Source organism: Pseudomonas sp. VD-NE ins (genome assembly GCF_031882575.1).
Lineage (GTDB): Bacteria > Pseudomonadota > Gammaproteobacteria > Pseudomonadales > Pseudomonadaceae > Aquipseudomonas > Aquipseudomonas fluorescens_BZ.
Genome location: NZ_CP134772.1, coordinates 6,215,338 through 6,229,594, shown reverse-complemented (window position 1 = coordinate 6,229,594; position 14,257 = coordinate 6,215,338). Strand labels below are relative to the sequence as shown.

At 60.5% G+C, this 14,257-nt stretch carries 15 protein-coding genes; 8 read left to right on the top strand and 7 right to left on the bottom strand.

What is annotated here, in order from left to right; all coding sequences use genetic code 11:
- Window positions 1-47: 47 nt before the first annotated feature.
- The 6 genes from RMV17_RS27860 to RMV17_RS27835 form a co-directional block, all read right to left on the bottom strand.
- Window positions 48-1,517, bottom strand: a complete 1,470-nt coding sequence (locus tag RMV17_RS27860; RefSeq protein ID WP_311884051.1) for a pitrilysin family protein — start codon at window positions 1,515-1,517, stop codon at window positions 48-50.
- Window positions 1,510-2,853, bottom strand: a complete 1,344-nt coding sequence (locus RMV17_RS27855) for a pitrilysin family protein (protein ID WP_311884049.1) — start codon at window positions 2,851-2,853, stop codon at window positions 1,510-1,512. The genes RMV17_RS27860 and RMV17_RS27855 overlap by 8 nt, the downstream gene beginning before the upstream one ends.
- Before the next feature lie 102 nt (window positions 2,854-2,955).
- The gene (gene rsmD / locus RMV17_RS27850; RefSeq protein ID WP_311884047.1) at window positions 2,956-3,558 is read right to left on the bottom strand and encodes a 16S rRNA (guanine(966)-N(2))-methyltransferase RsmD; all 603 of its coding nucleotides are present in this window, start codon (window positions 3,556-3,558) and stop codon (window positions 2,956-2,958) included.
- Window positions 3,558-5,048, bottom strand: coding sequence for a pitrilysin family protein (locus RMV17_RS27845; RefSeq protein ID WP_311884045.1), 1,491 nt, complete (start codon window positions 5,046-5,048; stop codon window positions 3,558-3,560). Before RMV17_RS27845 ends, rsmD begins: the two co-directional genes overlap by 1 nt.
- Complete coding sequence (locus RMV17_RS27840) at window positions 5,041-6,396, bottom strand: pitrilysin family protein (protein WP_108225068.1); 1,356 nt, start codon at window positions 6,394-6,396, stop codon at window positions 5,041-5,043. Before RMV17_RS27840 ends, RMV17_RS27845 begins: the two co-directional genes overlap by 8 nt.
- A 152-nt stretch (window positions 6,397-6,548) precedes the next feature.
- Window positions 6,549-6,743, bottom strand: coding sequence for a hypothetical protein (locus RMV17_RS27835; protein ID WP_025112092.1), 195 nt, complete (start codon window positions 6,741-6,743; stop codon window positions 6,549-6,551).
- Here RMV17_RS27835 and ftsY point away from each other — a divergent pair.
- From ftsY to rpoH, 4 genes are all read left to right on the top strand, one after another.
- Window positions 6,742-8,286: a signal recognition particle-docking protein FtsY gene (gene ftsY / locus RMV17_RS27830; RefSeq protein ID WP_311884042.1), complete on the top strand. Its 1,545-nt coding sequence runs from the start codon at window positions 6,742-6,744 to the stop codon at window positions 8,284-8,286. The two genes, RMV17_RS27835 and ftsY, sit on opposite strands and share 2 nt — an antisense overlap.
- Window positions 8,283-8,954 carry a cell division ATP-binding protein FtsE gene (ftsE, locus tag RMV17_RS27825; protein ID WP_008065082.1) on the top strand — a complete coding sequence of 224 codons (672 nt, stop codon included), beginning with the start codon at window positions 8,283-8,285 and terminating at the stop codon, window positions 8,952-8,954. Before ftsY ends, ftsE begins: the two co-directional genes overlap by 4 nt.
- On the top strand, window positions 8,951-9,976 hold the full coding sequence (ftsX, locus tag RMV17_RS27820) for a permease-like cell division protein FtsX (protein WP_034153670.1): 1,026 nt from the start codon (window positions 8,951-8,953) through the stop codon (window positions 9,974-9,976). The genes ftsE and ftsX overlap by 4 nt, the downstream gene beginning before the upstream one ends.
- A 116-nt stretch (window positions 9,977-10,092) precedes the next feature.
- The gene (gene rpoH / locus RMV17_RS27815) at window positions 10,093-10,947 is read left to right on the top strand and encodes an RNA polymerase sigma factor RpoH (RefSeq protein WP_003229146.1); all 855 of its coding nucleotides are present in this window, start codon (window positions 10,093-10,095) and stop codon (window positions 10,945-10,947) included.
- 207 nt (window positions 10,948-11,154) lie between these two features.
- Here rpoH and mtgA read toward each other — a convergent pair whose 3' ends face one another.
- Complete coding sequence (mtgA, locus tag RMV17_RS27810) at window positions 11,155-11,877, bottom strand: monofunctional biosynthetic peptidoglycan transglycosylase (RefSeq protein WP_311884037.1); 723 nt, start codon at window positions 11,875-11,877, stop codon at window positions 11,155-11,157.
- 74 nt (window positions 11,878-11,951) lie between these two features.
- Between mtgA and RMV17_RS27805 the strand changes: the two genes are divergently transcribed.
- The 4 genes from RMV17_RS27805 (at window position 11,952) to trmB (ending at window position 14,194) form a co-directional block, all read left to right on the top strand.
- Window positions 11,952-12,332: a DUF423 domain-containing protein gene (locus RMV17_RS27805; protein ID WP_311884035.1), complete on the top strand. Its 381-nt coding sequence runs from the start codon at window positions 11,952-11,954 to the stop codon at window positions 12,330-12,332.
- 71 nt (window positions 12,333-12,403) lie between these two features.
- Complete coding sequence (gene thiS / locus RMV17_RS27800) at window positions 12,404-12,604, top strand: sulfur carrier protein ThiS (protein ID WP_122604433.1); 201 nt, start codon at window positions 12,404-12,406, stop codon at window positions 12,602-12,604.
- 60 nt (window positions 12,605-12,664) lie between these two features.
- Window positions 12,665-13,459, top strand: a complete 795-nt coding sequence (locus RMV17_RS27795; protein WP_016983239.1) for a thiazole synthase — start codon at window positions 12,665-12,667, stop codon at window positions 13,457-13,459.
- Between the two features lie 9 nt (window positions 13,460-13,468).
- The gene (gene trmB / locus RMV17_RS27790; RefSeq protein ID WP_034153667.1) at window positions 13,469-14,194 is read left to right on the top strand and encodes a tRNA (guanosine(46)-N7)-methyltransferase TrmB; all 726 of its coding nucleotides are present in this window, start codon (window positions 13,469-13,471) and stop codon (window positions 14,192-14,194) included.
- Window positions 14,195-14,257 lie beyond the last annotated feature (63 nt).

Genomic DNA, 14,257 nt, shown 5'->3' with positions numbered 1-14,257 from the left:
TTGCGCTAAGCGGCAGGCATGGAACCGACCGCTTTCATTGAAAGCGCTTAACTTGCCACAAAGCCCGGATTGACGCGACACGTGCCCTCGTCTGTCTGACCGGAAGGCGTGGTCTCAGGTGTCGGCAATGGCTGCTGTTCGACAGTGGCCCCTGCGGTCACTGTCAGCCACCGCTGTGGCGACAGGTGTCGGTTCATTGCCTGTTTGATGTCTGTAACGGTCAGTCGCTGCACTTGTTGTGCGGCGTAGTCCAGGTCGAGCGGCAAGTCATAACGATTGATTTCGACCAGCCTGGCCAGTATCTGTCGGTTGCTGGCGCTGCGCATCACATTCATGTTGGCCAGCCTGCGCTTGAGTTGATCGAGTTCGTGCTGGGTCGGTCCATCGCGCAGAAAGTCATCCAGCAGGGTTCGTACCAGAGAGACGGTACCTGCGCTGAACTGGCTGCCGGTTTGCAGAGTGATGGTCAGTAACCCCGAACCCCCTGCCCAGTTGATGTTTTCACTGTGGACACCGTACACCAGGCCGCGCTTGTGCCGCAGCTCTGTTATCAGTCGACTGTTGTGTGTGCCGCCGAGGATCAGGCTGGCGGCATATAGCGCGGCCCGATCGGCGTGTCGGGGCGGTACGCTGGGCTGGGCGAATATCACATGGGTCTGGTTTTTGGCGATTTCGACATGACGGGTCATGACCCTACCGGGTGTAGCTGTCGCTGAAGCGGTGTCGGAACCGAGGGGCTTGGGCAAGGCATTGCTGATTTGCAGGCTGATCGTCTGCGCCTGCTCCAGAGAAAGATCGCCCACCAATGTGATTTGCGCATGACGCGCGGCATAGTAGCGGCGGTGGAAGTCCTGCACGACTGCCCGGGTCACCGCGCTCAGGCCCTGTCTGGTTCCATAAGCCGAGAGGCTGAAAGGGCTGTCTGGAGCGAGCAATGCCTTGATCTGCTGCTCGGCCAGTAGAGCGGCATCGTCTTCCTCCTCCGCGAGGGCTGCGCGCATTTCGTTTTTCACATGCGTGAGCCGTTCTTCGCTGAGCAGTGGCTCGCCAAAGATCTGCGCCAGCAGTTCCAGTGCCGGTTTGCGTTTGTCGGGAGCGCTCAGACTGCGCAAGGAGAAACTGGCGCGATCATGATTGATGTCCATCGCCAATTGGGCACCCAGGCCATCGAAGGTTTCGAAGATCGCTGACAGGTCCTTGCCGGGCACACCTTCGTTGAGCAGTGAAAACGTCGTGGCAGCAAGTCCGGGCAGAGCTCCATCGCGAGCACTGCCAGCAGCGAAGCTGACATTGATATCGAACATGGGCAGGTCAGGCACGCGCACGAACAGTACCTTGGTGCCGCTCAGGGTCTTCCACCCGTTTATCTTCAAAGGGCGCGGCTTGATCACGACTTCTTTGATGTCATCAAGCGATTGCAGGCGCGGGGTATCGGCTCGCACTGTCATCGCAGTCAGGCAGAAAGCCAGCCCGAGGCTCTGCAACACCAGCCATGCAAGGCGTACAAGATCATTCATTGGCAGCCACCGTCTGTACGTGTGCGACGCTCAGCCGTCGGCGTGTCAGCCAGGTCGCGGCAGTCTCGCGAATGTCTTGCGGTGTCACTTTGGCAAGCGCATCGGCATCTTCATCGAGCAAGCGCCAGGGCAGGTCGATGGCCTGCAGATTGCCGAGCATTCTGGCTTGCTGATCGATCGAGTCCTGGGCATACACCTGCTGTGCGATCAATCGAGTGCGCGCACGTTCGAGTTCTTCGGGGGATGGCGCAGTGCTGTGTAGCTCCGCAATCAACTGCCACACCCGTGCTTGCGCAGTGTCGAGATCGGCGAGGGGCGGATCGGCCAGTTCGGCAGTCAACAGCAACAAGCTGTCGCCGCGGGTTCGTTCGTTGTAGGAAGTGTCGATCCGGCTGAACATTTGCTCGGTGAATTGCAGATGCTTTGGCAGGCGCCCACTGCTGGCGCCGGCAAGCAGAACGTTGATCAGGCGCAACGCCTGCACGGTGCGCGGGTCTTTCGCCGTTGCCAGCCCCGGGACATTGAACGCCATCAACAGACGCGGCGTGTGGACCGGGCTGTGCAATGTCAACCGGCGCTCTCCCGGATGTTCCAGTTCCACAGGTCTGAGCAGGCGCGGAACAGGACGCCGGACGAGTGCGCCGAAGTAGCGCTCGGCCAACGGTTTGACTTGCTCCAGCGTGATATCGCCGACGATCACCAGCACCGCATTACCCGGAACATAACGGGTCTGGTACCAGTGGCGAAGTTCATTCACGTCCACGCGTTGCAGGTCACGCATCCAGCCGATAGTGGGTGTGCGATGGCTGTTGGAAAAGTGGGCCAGACCGCTGAAGTGTTCCAGTTCGGCGGCGTCGGCATTGTCATCGACACGCAGGTGGCGCTCTTCGCGAATCACCGCCATTTCCGCTTTCAGGTCTTCGGCCCGCAGATGAGCGGTAGACATCAGGTCGGCCATCAACTCGAAAGCCACCCCCAGGTATTGGGGGGCCAGGGTCTGGTGAAAGCTGGTGACATCTTCGTCGGTAAAGGCATTTTCACGGGCCCCTAGTGATTCCAGGATCCGCGAGGCCTCTCCATTACAGGTTTTGCTACTGCCTTTGTAGAGCATGTGTTCGAGAATATGCGACAGCCCGGTCTGCCCGGGAGCTTCATCGCTGGAGCCGACCTTGATCAACAAATGTGAGGTGACCAGCGGTGCGCGGTGATCTTCGCGCACGAGTACCTGCAGACCGTTGTCCAGAGTGAATTGATGCGTCGGTGCAGGAACGGCGGCCAGCGACATCAAGGGCGCCAGGCAGAGAAATAGCAGCATCCGGCTGAAAAATGTGTCCATACGTAAATTGTCCTCAGTGGTTAACGCAGGTTGCGGCAACCACTGTGGCAATCTTCGGCGGGCGAGGTGCGGTAACTATTTACCGCACGGGATGCGGAGGTTTCAGACGCTGCGCTGCCATAACGCGTAATACACGCGGCCAGACTTTTGTTCGCGGTGCAGGCGCCAGTTGGCCGGCAGACCGAGGGTCGAAGGCGCTGTTTCGCTTTCGGTGTACACCCACGCGTCATCCGCCAGCCACTGGCGTTCTTCCAGCAGGGTGCAAACGGCCGGCAGCAGGTTTTGATTGAACGGCGGGTCGAGGAACACCAGGTCGAACGCGCTGGCAGTCTGGGTTTCCAGATAACGCAGCGCATCGGCGGTCTGCACCTGGCCGTTGGTGCAGCGCAGGGTGCCGAGGTGCTCCTTCAGGCTGGAGACGGCAATGTTGCTGGCATCCAGCGCCTGACCCATGCCCGCGCCACGGGACAGTGCTTCGAGAAACAGCGCGCCACTGCCGGCGAACGGGTCCAGCACCTTGGCCCCTTCAACGTACGGCGCGAGCCAGTTGAACAGGGTTTCACGCACGCGGTCCGGCGTCGGGCGCAGGCCCGGTGCATCGGGGAAGCTCAGCTTGCGGCTGCGCCATTGGCCGCCAATGATGCGCAACTGATTCACACCGTTGTGAACGTTTTGCGCAGGTTTTTTTGGGGAACGAGTTGCCATTAATGCTCCGGAACCCCGAGCGGTTGCTCGGCAGGTTTATCAGATGGGGCCGGTAACGGCTTTTGCGGCACGGTCGGGCCAGCGGTGACGATGACCATTTTGTCCGTGCTCAAATGTTTGTTCAGGGCGTCGCGGACTTGCTCCACGGTCAGGCTTTGCGACTGACGCATGAAATCGTCCAGATAGCTCAGCGGCAGATTATAGAAGCCCATCGCGCCGAGTTGGCCGACGATATCGGCATTACTCGCGGTGGACAGCGGGAAGCTGCCGGCCAGTTCGCGTTTGGCATCGTCGAGTTCTTTCTGCGTCGGCCCCGTTTTCAGGTAGTCGGCGAGCACGTCCTGCACCAGTTTCAGGGTGCCTTCGCTCATTTCCGCGCGGGTCTGCAGGTTGATCATGAACGGGCCGCGCGCTTGCATCGGGCTGAACGCCGAGTACACGCCATAGGTCAGGCCGCGCTTCTCGCGCACTTCGCTCATCAGGCGCGTGCCGAAGCCGCCGCCACCGAGGATCTGGTTACCCATCGACAGCGCAGCGTAATCCGGGTCGTCACGGTCGATGCCCAGTTGCGCGAGCATCAGATTGGTCTGCTTCGACGGGAACTCGATGTGGTTGATGCTGGCCTTCGGTTCCTGCGGCTGAGCGATCTTCGCCAGCGCCGGGCCTTTCGGCAGGGCAGAAGAGACCTGATTGGCAATCGCCTCGGCTTCTGCGCGAGACAAGTCGCCGACCAGCGCGATCACCACGTTGCCAGCGGCGTAAGCCTTGGCGTGGAATTCACGCAATTGCGCGAGGGTGATCTTCGGCACGCTTTGCGGATTGCCGTCGCTCGAATGCGCGTACGGGTGATCACCATACAGACGCTTCATCAGCTCAAGGCTGGCGAGTTTGCCGGGGTTCTGTTTCTGGTATTCGAAACCGGCGAGCATCTGGTTCTTGATGCGCGCGAACGAGTCGGCCGGGAAGGTCGGTTTGCCGATGACTTCCGCGAACAGCTTCAAAGCAGGCTCACGCTTGTCGGCAGCACTCAGGCTGCGCAGCGAGGCCAGCGCCATGTCCTTGAAAGCACCGTTGCCGAAATCCGCACCCAGGCCTTCGAAGCCTTGAGCGATGGCACCAACGTCTTTGCCGGCGACACCTTCGTTGAGCATTGCGTTAGTCAACACCGCCAGTCCCGACGCATTGCCGTCCTGGCTGCTGCCGGCGGCGAAGATCAGGCGCATGTCGAACATTGGCAGTTCGTGGGCTTCGACGAACAGAACCTTGGCGCCCTCGGCGGTGTTCCAGGTTTGCACGTCGAGCTTGCGGCTGGCCGGGGCCTTGCCGTCGAGTTCGGCCAGCGATTGCAGCTTCTGGCTGGTCTTGGCGTTGTCGAGGGCTTCGCTGGCCTTGCTGTCAGCGCTTGGCGACAGATAGAAAGCTGTCGAGCCGATCACCGCAATGGCGATCAGGCCGAGCAGCATCAAACGTGGGGTTTTGCGCTCACTCATGAGTCGTCTCCAGTGGCAGGACGTGGGCGACGCTGAGACGTTCGCGGGTGAAATACAGCTTGGCGGCGTTCTGGATGTCTTGCGGGGTCACGCTTTCCAGATCGGCGAGTTCGGTGTCCATCAGCTTCCATGACAGGCCGACGGTTTCCAGTTGGCCAATCGCCGTGGCCTGGCTTGTGATCGAATCACGTTCGAAGACCAGGCCGGCAATCACTTGCGCACGCACGCGCTCCAGTTCTTCAGCGGACGGCGCGGTGGTTTTCAGCTGTTCCAGCAACTTCCACAGACCAGCCTCGGCTTGCGCCATGGTCTTTTTCTTCTGGGTGTTCGGGGTTGCCGACAGGGTGAACAGGCTGTCGCCACGGGTGTAGGCGTCGTAGCTCGACGAACCGCCGGAGACCAGCTCTTCGCCGCGCTCCAGTTGCGTCGGGATACGACCGCTGTAACCACCGTCGAGCAGCGCCGAGATCAGGCGCAAGGCGTTGACCGAGCGCTTGTCTTCAGCGGTGGCGATGCTTGGCACGTTGAAACCGAGCATCAGGCTAGGCAGCTGAGTCTGCACACGCAGGGTGATCTGGCGTTCGCCCGGCTCAGCCAGTTCCAGCGGCTTTTTCGCCGGCGGCACGTCGCGCTTGGCGATCGGGCCGAAATAGCGTTGGGCGAGGGTTTTCACTTCATCTGGAGTGACGTCGCCGACGACCACCAGCGTGGCGTTGTTCGGCACGTACCAGGATTGGTACCAGTGGCGCAGCTCTTCGACCTTCATGCGGTCGAGGTCGGCCATCCAGCCGATGGTCGGTGTGTGGTAACCGCTGGCCGGGTAGGCCATGGCTTTGTAACGCTCGTAGGCTTTGGACATCGGCTTGTCATCGGTGCGCAAGCGGCGCTCTTCCTTGATGACTTCGATCTCCTTGGCGAACTCGTCGGCCGGCAGGCGCAGATTGGCCATGCGGTCGGCTTCCAGCTCAAAGGCTACGCCCAGGCGGTCGCGGGCCAGCACCTGGTAATACGCGGTGAAGTCATCGCTGGTGAAGGCGTTCTCTTCGGCGCCCAGATCACGCAGGATCAGCGACGCTTCGCCGGGGCCGACTTTTTCGCTGCCCTTGAACATCATGTGCTCGAGCGCGTGGGACAGACCGGTCTGGCCCGGGGTTTCGTAGCTGGAGCCGACCTTGTACCAGACCTGCGAGACCACCACTGGCGCGCGATGGTCTTCGCGCACGACGACCTTGAGGCCATTGTCGAGGGTGAATTCGTGAGTCGGTTGCGGGTCGGCCGCCAGGGCCGAAAGGGGCAGGCAGACTGTGCTGAGCAGCAGGCCTGCAGCGCGGCGGGCTAGAGCATTCATTCGTTTTTTAACCTGTTGGGCTGCCCGCTTGGTCTTAGCCTAGGCGGGCGAGGAGGTGCTAGGATACTGATCCGTTTTACTGGCGGCCACGCCTATCAAGCCACTTATCGGTCGATAGGTTGTATGGGTTCCCGGCAGAAGCTTTGAGTTTGTCAGCTAAACTCTGCGTTTTCGCCGACGATGCCGTTCCAGTCCTTCGTATTAATCGACCTTTGAGGTGCCTGTGGCGCCTCGACAAAATGTTGCGCGTGAACAAGCTGGATGAAACACAGTCTGTTCTGCATCGAATATTTATTTGCCGGGGCGCCCTTATGGCGCGTCGCTACCGTGAGATAGCCGTCCTCCATGTTTGGTTCCAACGACGACAAGAAGACCCCAGCTGCGGCTGGCGAGAAGAAAAGCCTGTTCGGATGGCTGCGTAAGAAACCGCAGGAACCCGTCGTCGAACAGCCGCCCGCGATTCCTGAGCCTGCGCCGGAACCTGCTCCGGTTATAGAAGAAGAGCCGGCACCGATTGTGTTGCCGATTGCCGAGCCGGTGTTGCAACCGGTTGAGCCAGAGCCAGAGCCTGAAGCGCCTGTGGCGGCTGAGCTGCCGCTGACCCCGGCGGCCGAGCCGTGGCTGACTTTGCCGGTGGCGGAAGAGCCGGTGGCATTGGTTGAAGAAGCTGCGCCACATATCACCCCGGAAATTCCTGCACCTGCTGCGTTTGTGCCAGAGGTGGCTCCGGCGCCTGTGGTTGAGCCGGTTGTTGAGCCTGCGCCGGTTGTTGCTGAGCCTGTTGCGCCGGCGTTTGTTGCTTCGGTTCCTCCGGTCGTTCAGGCGCCCGAGCCTGCACCTGCACCTGCACCTGCACCTGCACCTGCACCTGCACCTGCACCGGTTGTCGCTGCTCCTGTTACTCCAGTTGAAGTGATTGCCGAGGCCCCAGTCGAAGCGCCGCGCACCGAAGAAACCAAAGCCGGTTTCTTCGCCCGCCTCAAGCAAGGCCTGTCGAAAACCAGCGCCAGCATCGGCGAGGGCATGGCCAGCCTGTTTCTCGGCCGCAAAACCATCGACGACGATCTGCTCGATGACCTCGAAACCCGTCTGCTCACCGCCGACGTCGGCGTCGAAGCCACCACGCAAATCATCCAGCGTCTGACTCAGAAGGTCGCCCGCAAAGAGCTGGCCGATGCCGACGCGCTGTACAAATCCCTGCAGGCCGAACTGGCCGCGATGCTCAAACCGGTCGAACAACCGCTGAAAATCGCCTCGCAGAACAAGCCATTCGTGATTCTGGTGGTTGGCGTCAACGGCGCTGGCAAAACCACCACCATTGGCAAACTGGCGAAGAAGCTGCAACTGGAAGGCAAGAAAGTCATGCTCGCCGCCGGTGACACCTTCCGCGCTGCTGCCGTGGAGCAATTGCAGGTCTGGGGCGAGCGCAACAAGATCCCGGTCATCGCTCAGCACACCGGTGCCGACTCGGCTTCGGTGATCTTCGACGCCGTGCAGGCCGCCAAGGCCCGTGGCATCGACGTGTTGATCGCCGACACCGCTGGTCGTCTGCACACCAAAGACAACCTGATGGAAGAGCTGAAAAAGGTTCGTCGAGTGATCGGCAAGCTCGACGCCGACGCGCCGCACGAAGTGCTGCTGGTGCTCGATGCCGGTACCGGCCAGAACGCGATCAACCAGGCCAAGCAATTCAACCAGACCGTCGAACTGACCGGCCTGGCGCTGACCAAGCTCGACGGCACCGCCAAGGGCGGGGTGATTTTCGCCCTGGCCAAGCAGTTCGGCCTGCCGATCCGCTACATCGGCGTCGGTGAAGGCATCGACGACTTGCGTACCTTTGAAGCCGAACCCTTTGTCCAGGCACTGTTTGCCGAGCGGGAGCGTTCATGATTCGTTTCGAACAGGTCGGTAAACGCTACCCGAACGGTCACGTCGGCTTGCATGAGCTGAGCTTTCGAGTCCGTCGTGGCGAGTTCTTGTTTGTCACCGGCCACTCCGGTGCCGGTAAATCCACCTTGTTGCGCCTGTTGCTGGCGATGGAGCGTCCGACCAGCGGCAAACTGCTGCTGGCCGGGCAAGACCTGAGCACCATCAGCAACGCGCAGATTCCGTTTTTGCGCCGGCAGATTGGCGTGGTGTTCCAGAATCACCAGTTGCTTTTCGATCGCACGGTGTTCAACAACGTCGCCTTGCCGCTGCAGATTCTCGGGCTGTCCAAGGCCGAAATCGCCAAGCGTGTCGACTCGGCGCTGGAGCGCGTGGCGCTGTCGGATAAAACCGATCTGTATCCGGGCGACCTGTCCACCGGTCAGCAACAGCGCGTCGGCATCGCCCGCGCCATCGTGCACCGCCCGGCCTTGCTGCTGGCGGACGAACCAACCGGTAACCTCGACCCGCGTCTGGCGGCGGAAATCATGGGCGTGTTCGAAGACATCAACCGTCTGGGCACCAGCGTACTGATCGCCAGTCACGACCTGGCCCTGATTGCGCGCATGCGCCACCGCATGTTGACCCTGCAACGCGGCCGATTGATCGGCGACGGGGAGGCCGGCGAATGAGTGCGACACGCAGTCCGAAGGTTTCCGAGCGTGTGGCCCCGAAAGCCGCCGATCCGCAGCCGCCAAAGAAGAAAAAGCACGACGATGATGACGGCCCGGACTTCGCCACGTTGTTCCGTGCCTGGGTCGAAAGCCATCGCGCCAGCCTGCTCGACAGCCTGCGCCGTCTCGGCAAGCAGCCGATCGGCAGTTTTTTCACCTGTATGGTGATGGCGGTTGCGCTGAGTCTGCCAATGGGCTTGTCGCTGTTGCTCAACAATGTAGAGCGTCTTGGCGGTTCGTGGCAGCGGGCGGCGCAGATCTCGCTGTATCTGCAACTCGACGCGAGCCCGGAACAAGGCGAATCGTTGCGCGAGCAGATCAAAGGCATGCCCGGCGTAGCTGATGCTGAATATGTCGGCCGTGATCAGGCGCTGGAAGAGTTCCAGCAACAGTCCGGACTCGGCGAAGCCCTGCGCGAGCTGCCGGAGAACCCGTTGCCGGGCGTGGTGCTGGTCACCCCGAACGAAGTCGACAAGCCGACCCTGGAAGCATTAAGACAAAAACTTTCCGAGCTGCCCAAGGTACAACAGGCGCAACTTGATCTAGTCTGGGTCGAGCGTCTGGCCGCCATCCTCAAGCTTGGCGATCGTTTTGTCTTCGGTCTGACGGTGCTGCTGGTTTCTGCATTACTTTTGGTGATAGGCAATACCATTCGTCTTCATATTGAAAACCGCCGCACAGAGATAGAAGTGATTAAACTCGTCGGCGGCACTGACAGCTATGTGCGTCGTCCCTTCCTTTATATGGGCGCGTTGTATGGCTTCGGTGCGGGACTGTTGTCCTGGGGCGTATTGGCGTTCGGCCTGAACTGGCTGAACGATGCGGTGGTTGGACTGGCCGGCTTGTACGGCAGTGATTTCGCGCTGGCCGGAGTGCCAGTTGCCGACGGTCTGTCGCTCTTGCTTGGCGCGGTGCTGTTGGGTTATATCGGTGCATGGATTGCAGTCGCACGCCATCTCAGGGAGCTGGCGCCGAAGTAGAATCTTTTTTTGCGCGTGATTGACCTTGCGGTTTTTTTGGGAACTTGTACTTGAATTCCCGGTCAATTTTTCGCAGTGCCGAGAGGCACGAGTATGTAAGTGGGAGGTTTTTTCGTATGACCAATTCTTTGCAGCCTGCGTATGCGTTGGTTCCGGGTGCGAACCTGGAAGCCTACGTGCACACCGTCAACAGCATTCCATTGCTGACGCCGGAGCAGGAGCGTGAACTGGCCGAGAGTCTCTACTATGAGCAGGATTTGGGGGCGGCTCGGCAGATGGTGCTCGCCCACCTGCGTTTTGTCGTACATATCGCCCGTAGCTATTCCGGCTACGGTCTGGCTCAGGCTGACCTGATCCAGGAAGGTAACGTCGGCCTGATGAAGGCCGTGAAGCGTTTCAACCCGGAAATGGGTGTGCGTCTGGTGTCGTTCGCCGTGCACTGGATCAAGGCGGAAATTCACGAGTTCATTCTGCGCAACTGGCGCATTGTGAAAGTCGCGACCACCAAGGCCCAGCGCAAGCTGTTCTTCAACCTGCGCAGCCAGAAGAAACGTCTGGCATGGCTGAACAACGAGGAAGTCCACCGTGTGGCGGAAAGCCTCGGCGTTGAACCGCGTGAAGTGCGCGAGATGGAAAGTCGCCTGACCGGCCATGACATGGCCTTCGACCCGGCTGCTGAAGCCGACGACGACAGCGCTTTCCAGTCGCCGGCCAACTACCTGGAAGACCACCGGTACGACCCGGCGCGTCAACTGGAAGATGCCGACTGGAGCGACAACTCCAACCACAACCTGCACGAAGCGCTGGAAGTGCTGGACGAACGTAGCCGCGACATCCTCTATCAGCGTTGGCTGGCAGAAGAGAAAGCCACGCTGCACGACCTGGCGCAGAAGTACAACGTGTCGGCCGAGCGGATCCGTCAGCTCGAGAAGAGCGCGATGAACAAGCTCAAATTGTCGATCGCCGCATAACCGGCGCCTCGGCAATAAAAAAACGCCCCGATCAGCGATGATCGGGGCGTTTTTTATGCGCATATGTCAGGGCAGCATTAATCCCTGTGGGAGCTGGCTTGCCAGCGATGGCGTCGGGTCAGTCACGCAGATGTTGTCTGAATCACCGCTATCGCGGGCAAGCCCGCTCCCACAGGAATTTTCAGTGTCTACAAAAACAGTGACTGGCTATCGAGACCAAGGCGCCCGCCGCGAATCATTGAGCCCCAGCAAATAGCTATCCCCACCCAGCTGACTCATCTGCTGCCGAATCCACCCGGCCCGGCGCGACACATAAGCGGTCGGATGGCTGGCACTCCACACCCGCGGATTCGGTAAAACAGCAGCCAGATAACTCGCCTGCTGCCGTGACAGCGACTTCGCGCTGACACCAAAGTGATGGCGGGCGGCGGCCTCGGCACCGAACACCCCGTCATCCCACTCGACGCTGTTCAGATACACCTCAAGAATCCGTTGCTTGGGCCAGAGCACCTCGATCAGCGCAGTAAACCAGGCTTCCAGGCCTTTACGCAGATAGCTGCGCCCGGCCCAAAGAAACAGGTTCTTCGACACCTGTTGACTCAAGGTGCTGGCACCACGAATCGAGCCGCCGAGCTCGTTGTGCGCCAGCGCTGCCTGGATCGCACTGAAGTCAAAACCCCAGTGCTCCGGGAATTTCTGATCCTCGCCGGCCATGACCGCGACTTTGAGATCGTCCGAGATTTCGTCCCATGGCTTCCACGTGCGCTGCAGGTCGATCGGCTCGCCATCGACCCACGATTCGATCTTGCGCTCGACCATCAACGCCGTGCCCGGCGGCGGCACGAAGCGAAACACCAGCACCAGCAAGATGCTGCCGCCCGCGAACCAGAGCAGGGCCTTCGTGAGACGACGGAAAATAGTACGCAGCATAGAGATGGCTTGGCCGAACCGGTGGAGCGGGCCATTATACAGACCCTGCCGATCGCGTCTGACTGGAGTTCCCAATGCTGCGTGGCTTTTTGATGCTGTCCGCTTTTTTCGGTTTCACCGGGGTCGCTTTGGGTGCGTTCGCCGCCCATGGCCTGAAAAACCGCCTGACACCCGAGTATCTGGCGATTTTCCATACCGGCGTCACCTATCAATTGGTCCACACCCTGGCACTGTTCGGTGTGGCGCTGTTGGCCACGCAGATTCAGGGGCGGCTGGTCGCTTGGGCGGGCGTATCGTTCACCGTCGGTATCCTGCTGTTCTCCGGTAGCCTGTACGTGCTCACCACCACCGGCATCAGCAAGCTTGGCATCATCACCCCGTTCGGTGGCCTGGCATTTCTGGCCGGATGGGTTTGCCTGGGGCTCGCCGCCTGGCGCCTGCAACCAACCGCTTGACGCTTGGTGCTGACCTTTAGGTCATGATCGGGCTAGAATGCCAGCCCCTAAAAATGATGGCGGCGTTGCGCATGCGCATTCAGTTGAACGGTGAATCCCTTGAACTGCCCGACGGTGAAACCGTTGCGGCCCTGATCACTCGTCTGGAACTGACCGGGCGTCGAGTGGCAGTCGAACTCAATCTGGATATCGTCCCGCGCAGCCAGCATGCCGACACCACCCTCAACGACGGCGACAACGTTGAAGTGGTGCACGCCATCGGCGGCGGCTGATCGCCCGCCCCGCGAGGGCACAGAATTCTGCAAGACCCTCACCCTTAAAGAGGATTCCCCATGAGCATCGTTCGTAGCGACAAGCCTTTTGTGCTGGCCGGTCGTACTTACCAGTCGCGTTTGCTGGTTGGTACCGGCAAGTACCGTGACATGGAAGAAACCCGTCAGGCCATCGAAGCCTCGGGTGCCGAGATCGTCACCTTCGCCGTGCGCCGCACCAACCTGGGCCAGATCGAAGGCGAGCCGAACCTGCTCGATGTGCTGTCGCCGCAGCGCTACACCTTCCTGCCAAACACCGCCGGTTGCTACGACGCCATCGAAGCCGTGCGCACCTGCCGCCTGGCCCGTGAGCTGCTCGACGGCCACAACCTGGTGAAGCTGGAAGTACTGGCCGACCAGAAAACCCTGTTCCCTAACGTCATCGAAACCCTCAAGGCCGCGGAAACGCTGGTCAAGGAAGGTTTCGACGTGATGGTTTACACCAGCGATGACCCGATCATCGCCCGTCAACTGGCAGAAATCGGCTGCATCGCGGTCATGCCGCTGGCCGGTCTGATCGGTTCCGGTCTGGGGATCTGCAACCCGTACAACCTGCAGATCATCCTCGAAGAAGCCAAGATTCCTGTGTTGGTCGATGCCGGTGTTGGTACTGCCTCCGACGCGACCATCGCCATGGAACTGGGTTGCGATGCGGTGCTGATGAACTCGGCCATCGCCCACGCCCAGCAGCCGGTGATGATGGCTGAAGCCATGAAACACGCCATCGTGGCAGGCCGTCTGGCCTACCTTGCTGGCCGTATGCCGAAAAAACTCTATGCCAGCGCCTCTTCGCCGCTGGATGGTCTGATCAAGTAAGAGCCATTGATGACTGAATCGAACGACACGCCTATCCAGACGGAAGAAGGCGACGAGCGCCAACACCGCCGCATCAAGAGTTTCGTGATGCGCGCCGGGCGCATGACCGAAGGCCAGCAACGCGGTCTGGATCAAGGCGCGCCGCTGTACGTGCTGCCGCTGGCCGACGCGCCGGTGGATTACGATCAAGTGTTCGGCCGTTCGGCACCGCGCTCGCTGGAGATCGGTTTCGGCATGGGCCACTCGCTGCTGGAAATGGCTGCGGCGGCGCCGGAGCAGGATTTCATCGGCGTTGAAGTGCACCGTCCGGGGGTTGGCGCGCTGCTCAATGGCGTGCTGACTCAGGGCCTGACCAACCTGCGGGTCTACGATTGCGACGCGATCGAAGTGCTTAACCGTTGCATCGCCGACAACAGCCTCGATCGCCTGATGCTGTTTTTCCCGGATCCGTGGCACAAGAGCCGTCACCACAAGCGTCGCATCGTTCAGGCGTCGTTCGCTGAACTGGTGCGCAGCAAGTTGAAGGTTGGCGGCATTCTGCACATGGCCACCGACTGGGAACCGTACGCCGAATACATGCTGGAAGTGATGAACGTCGCCCCGGGCTATCGCAACCTCGCCGAAGACGGCAAGTGCGTGCCACGCCCGGCCGAACGCCCGATCACCAAGTTCGAACGCCGCGGCGAACGTCTCGGCCATGGCGTGTGGGACCTGAAGTTCGAAAAACACGCTTAAGCATCACGCAATACAAACTGTGGGAGCGAGCTTGCTCGCGAAAGCGGATGTTCATTCAACACT

Excerpts from the sequence above, each read along its gene's own strand:
- trmB (WP_034153667.1), top strand. The coding sequence starts at position 13,469 with ATGACTGAATCGAACGACACGCCTATCCAGACGGAAGAAGGCGACGAG.
- ftsX (WP_034153670.1), top strand. The coding sequence starts at position 8,951 with ATGAGTGCGACACGCAGTCCGAAGGTTTCCGAGCGTGTGGCCCCGAAA.
- thiS (WP_122604433.1), top strand. The coding sequence starts at position 12,404 with ATGCGCATTCAGTTGAACGGTGAATCCCTTGAACTGCCCGACGGTGAA.
- RMV17_RS27860 (WP_311884051.1), bottom strand. The coding sequence starts at position 1,517 with ATGAATGATCTTGTACGCCTTGCATGGCTGGTGTTGCAGAGCCTCGGG.
- mtgA (WP_311884037.1), bottom strand. The coding sequence starts at position 11,877 with ATGCTGCGTACTATTTTCCGTCGTCTCACGAAGGCCCTGCTCTGGTTC.
- RMV17_RS27795 (WP_016983239.1), top strand. The coding sequence starts at position 12,665 with ATGAGCATCGTTCGTAGCGACAAGCCTTTTGTGCTGGCCGGTCGTACT.
- ftsY (WP_311884042.1), top strand. The coding sequence starts at position 6,742 with ATGTTTGGTTCCAACGACGACAAGAAGACCCCAGCTGCGGCTGGCGAG.
- RMV17_RS27845 (WP_311884045.1), bottom strand. The coding sequence starts at position 5,048 with ATGAGTGAGCGCAAAACCCCACGTTTGATGCTGCTCGGCCTGATCGCC.
- RMV17_RS27835 (WP_025112092.1), bottom strand. The coding sequence starts at position 6,743 with ATGGAGGACGGCTATCTCACGGTAGCGACGCGCCATAAGGGCGCCCCG.
- rpoH (WP_003229146.1), top strand. The coding sequence starts at position 10,093 with ATGACCAATTCTTTGCAGCCTGCGTATGCGTTGGTTCCGGGTGCGAAC.
- RMV17_RS27805 (WP_311884035.1), top strand. The coding sequence starts at position 11,952 with ATGCTGCGTGGCTTTTTGATGCTGTCCGCTTTTTTCGGTTTCACCGGG.
- rsmD (WP_311884047.1), bottom strand. The coding sequence starts at position 3,558 with ATGGCAACTCGTTCCCCAAAAAAACCTGCGCAAAACGTTCACAACGGT.
- RMV17_RS27840 (WP_108225068.1), bottom strand. The coding sequence starts at position 6,396 with ATGAATGCTCTAGCCCGCCGCGCTGCAGGCCTGCTGCTCAGCACAGTC.
- RMV17_RS27855 (WP_311884049.1), bottom strand. The coding sequence starts at position 2,853 with ATGGACACATTTTTCAGCCGGATGCTGCTATTTCTCTGCCTGGCGCCC.
- ftsE (WP_008065082.1), top strand. The coding sequence starts at position 8,283 with ATGATTCGTTTCGAACAGGTCGGTAAACGCTACCCGAACGGTCACGTC.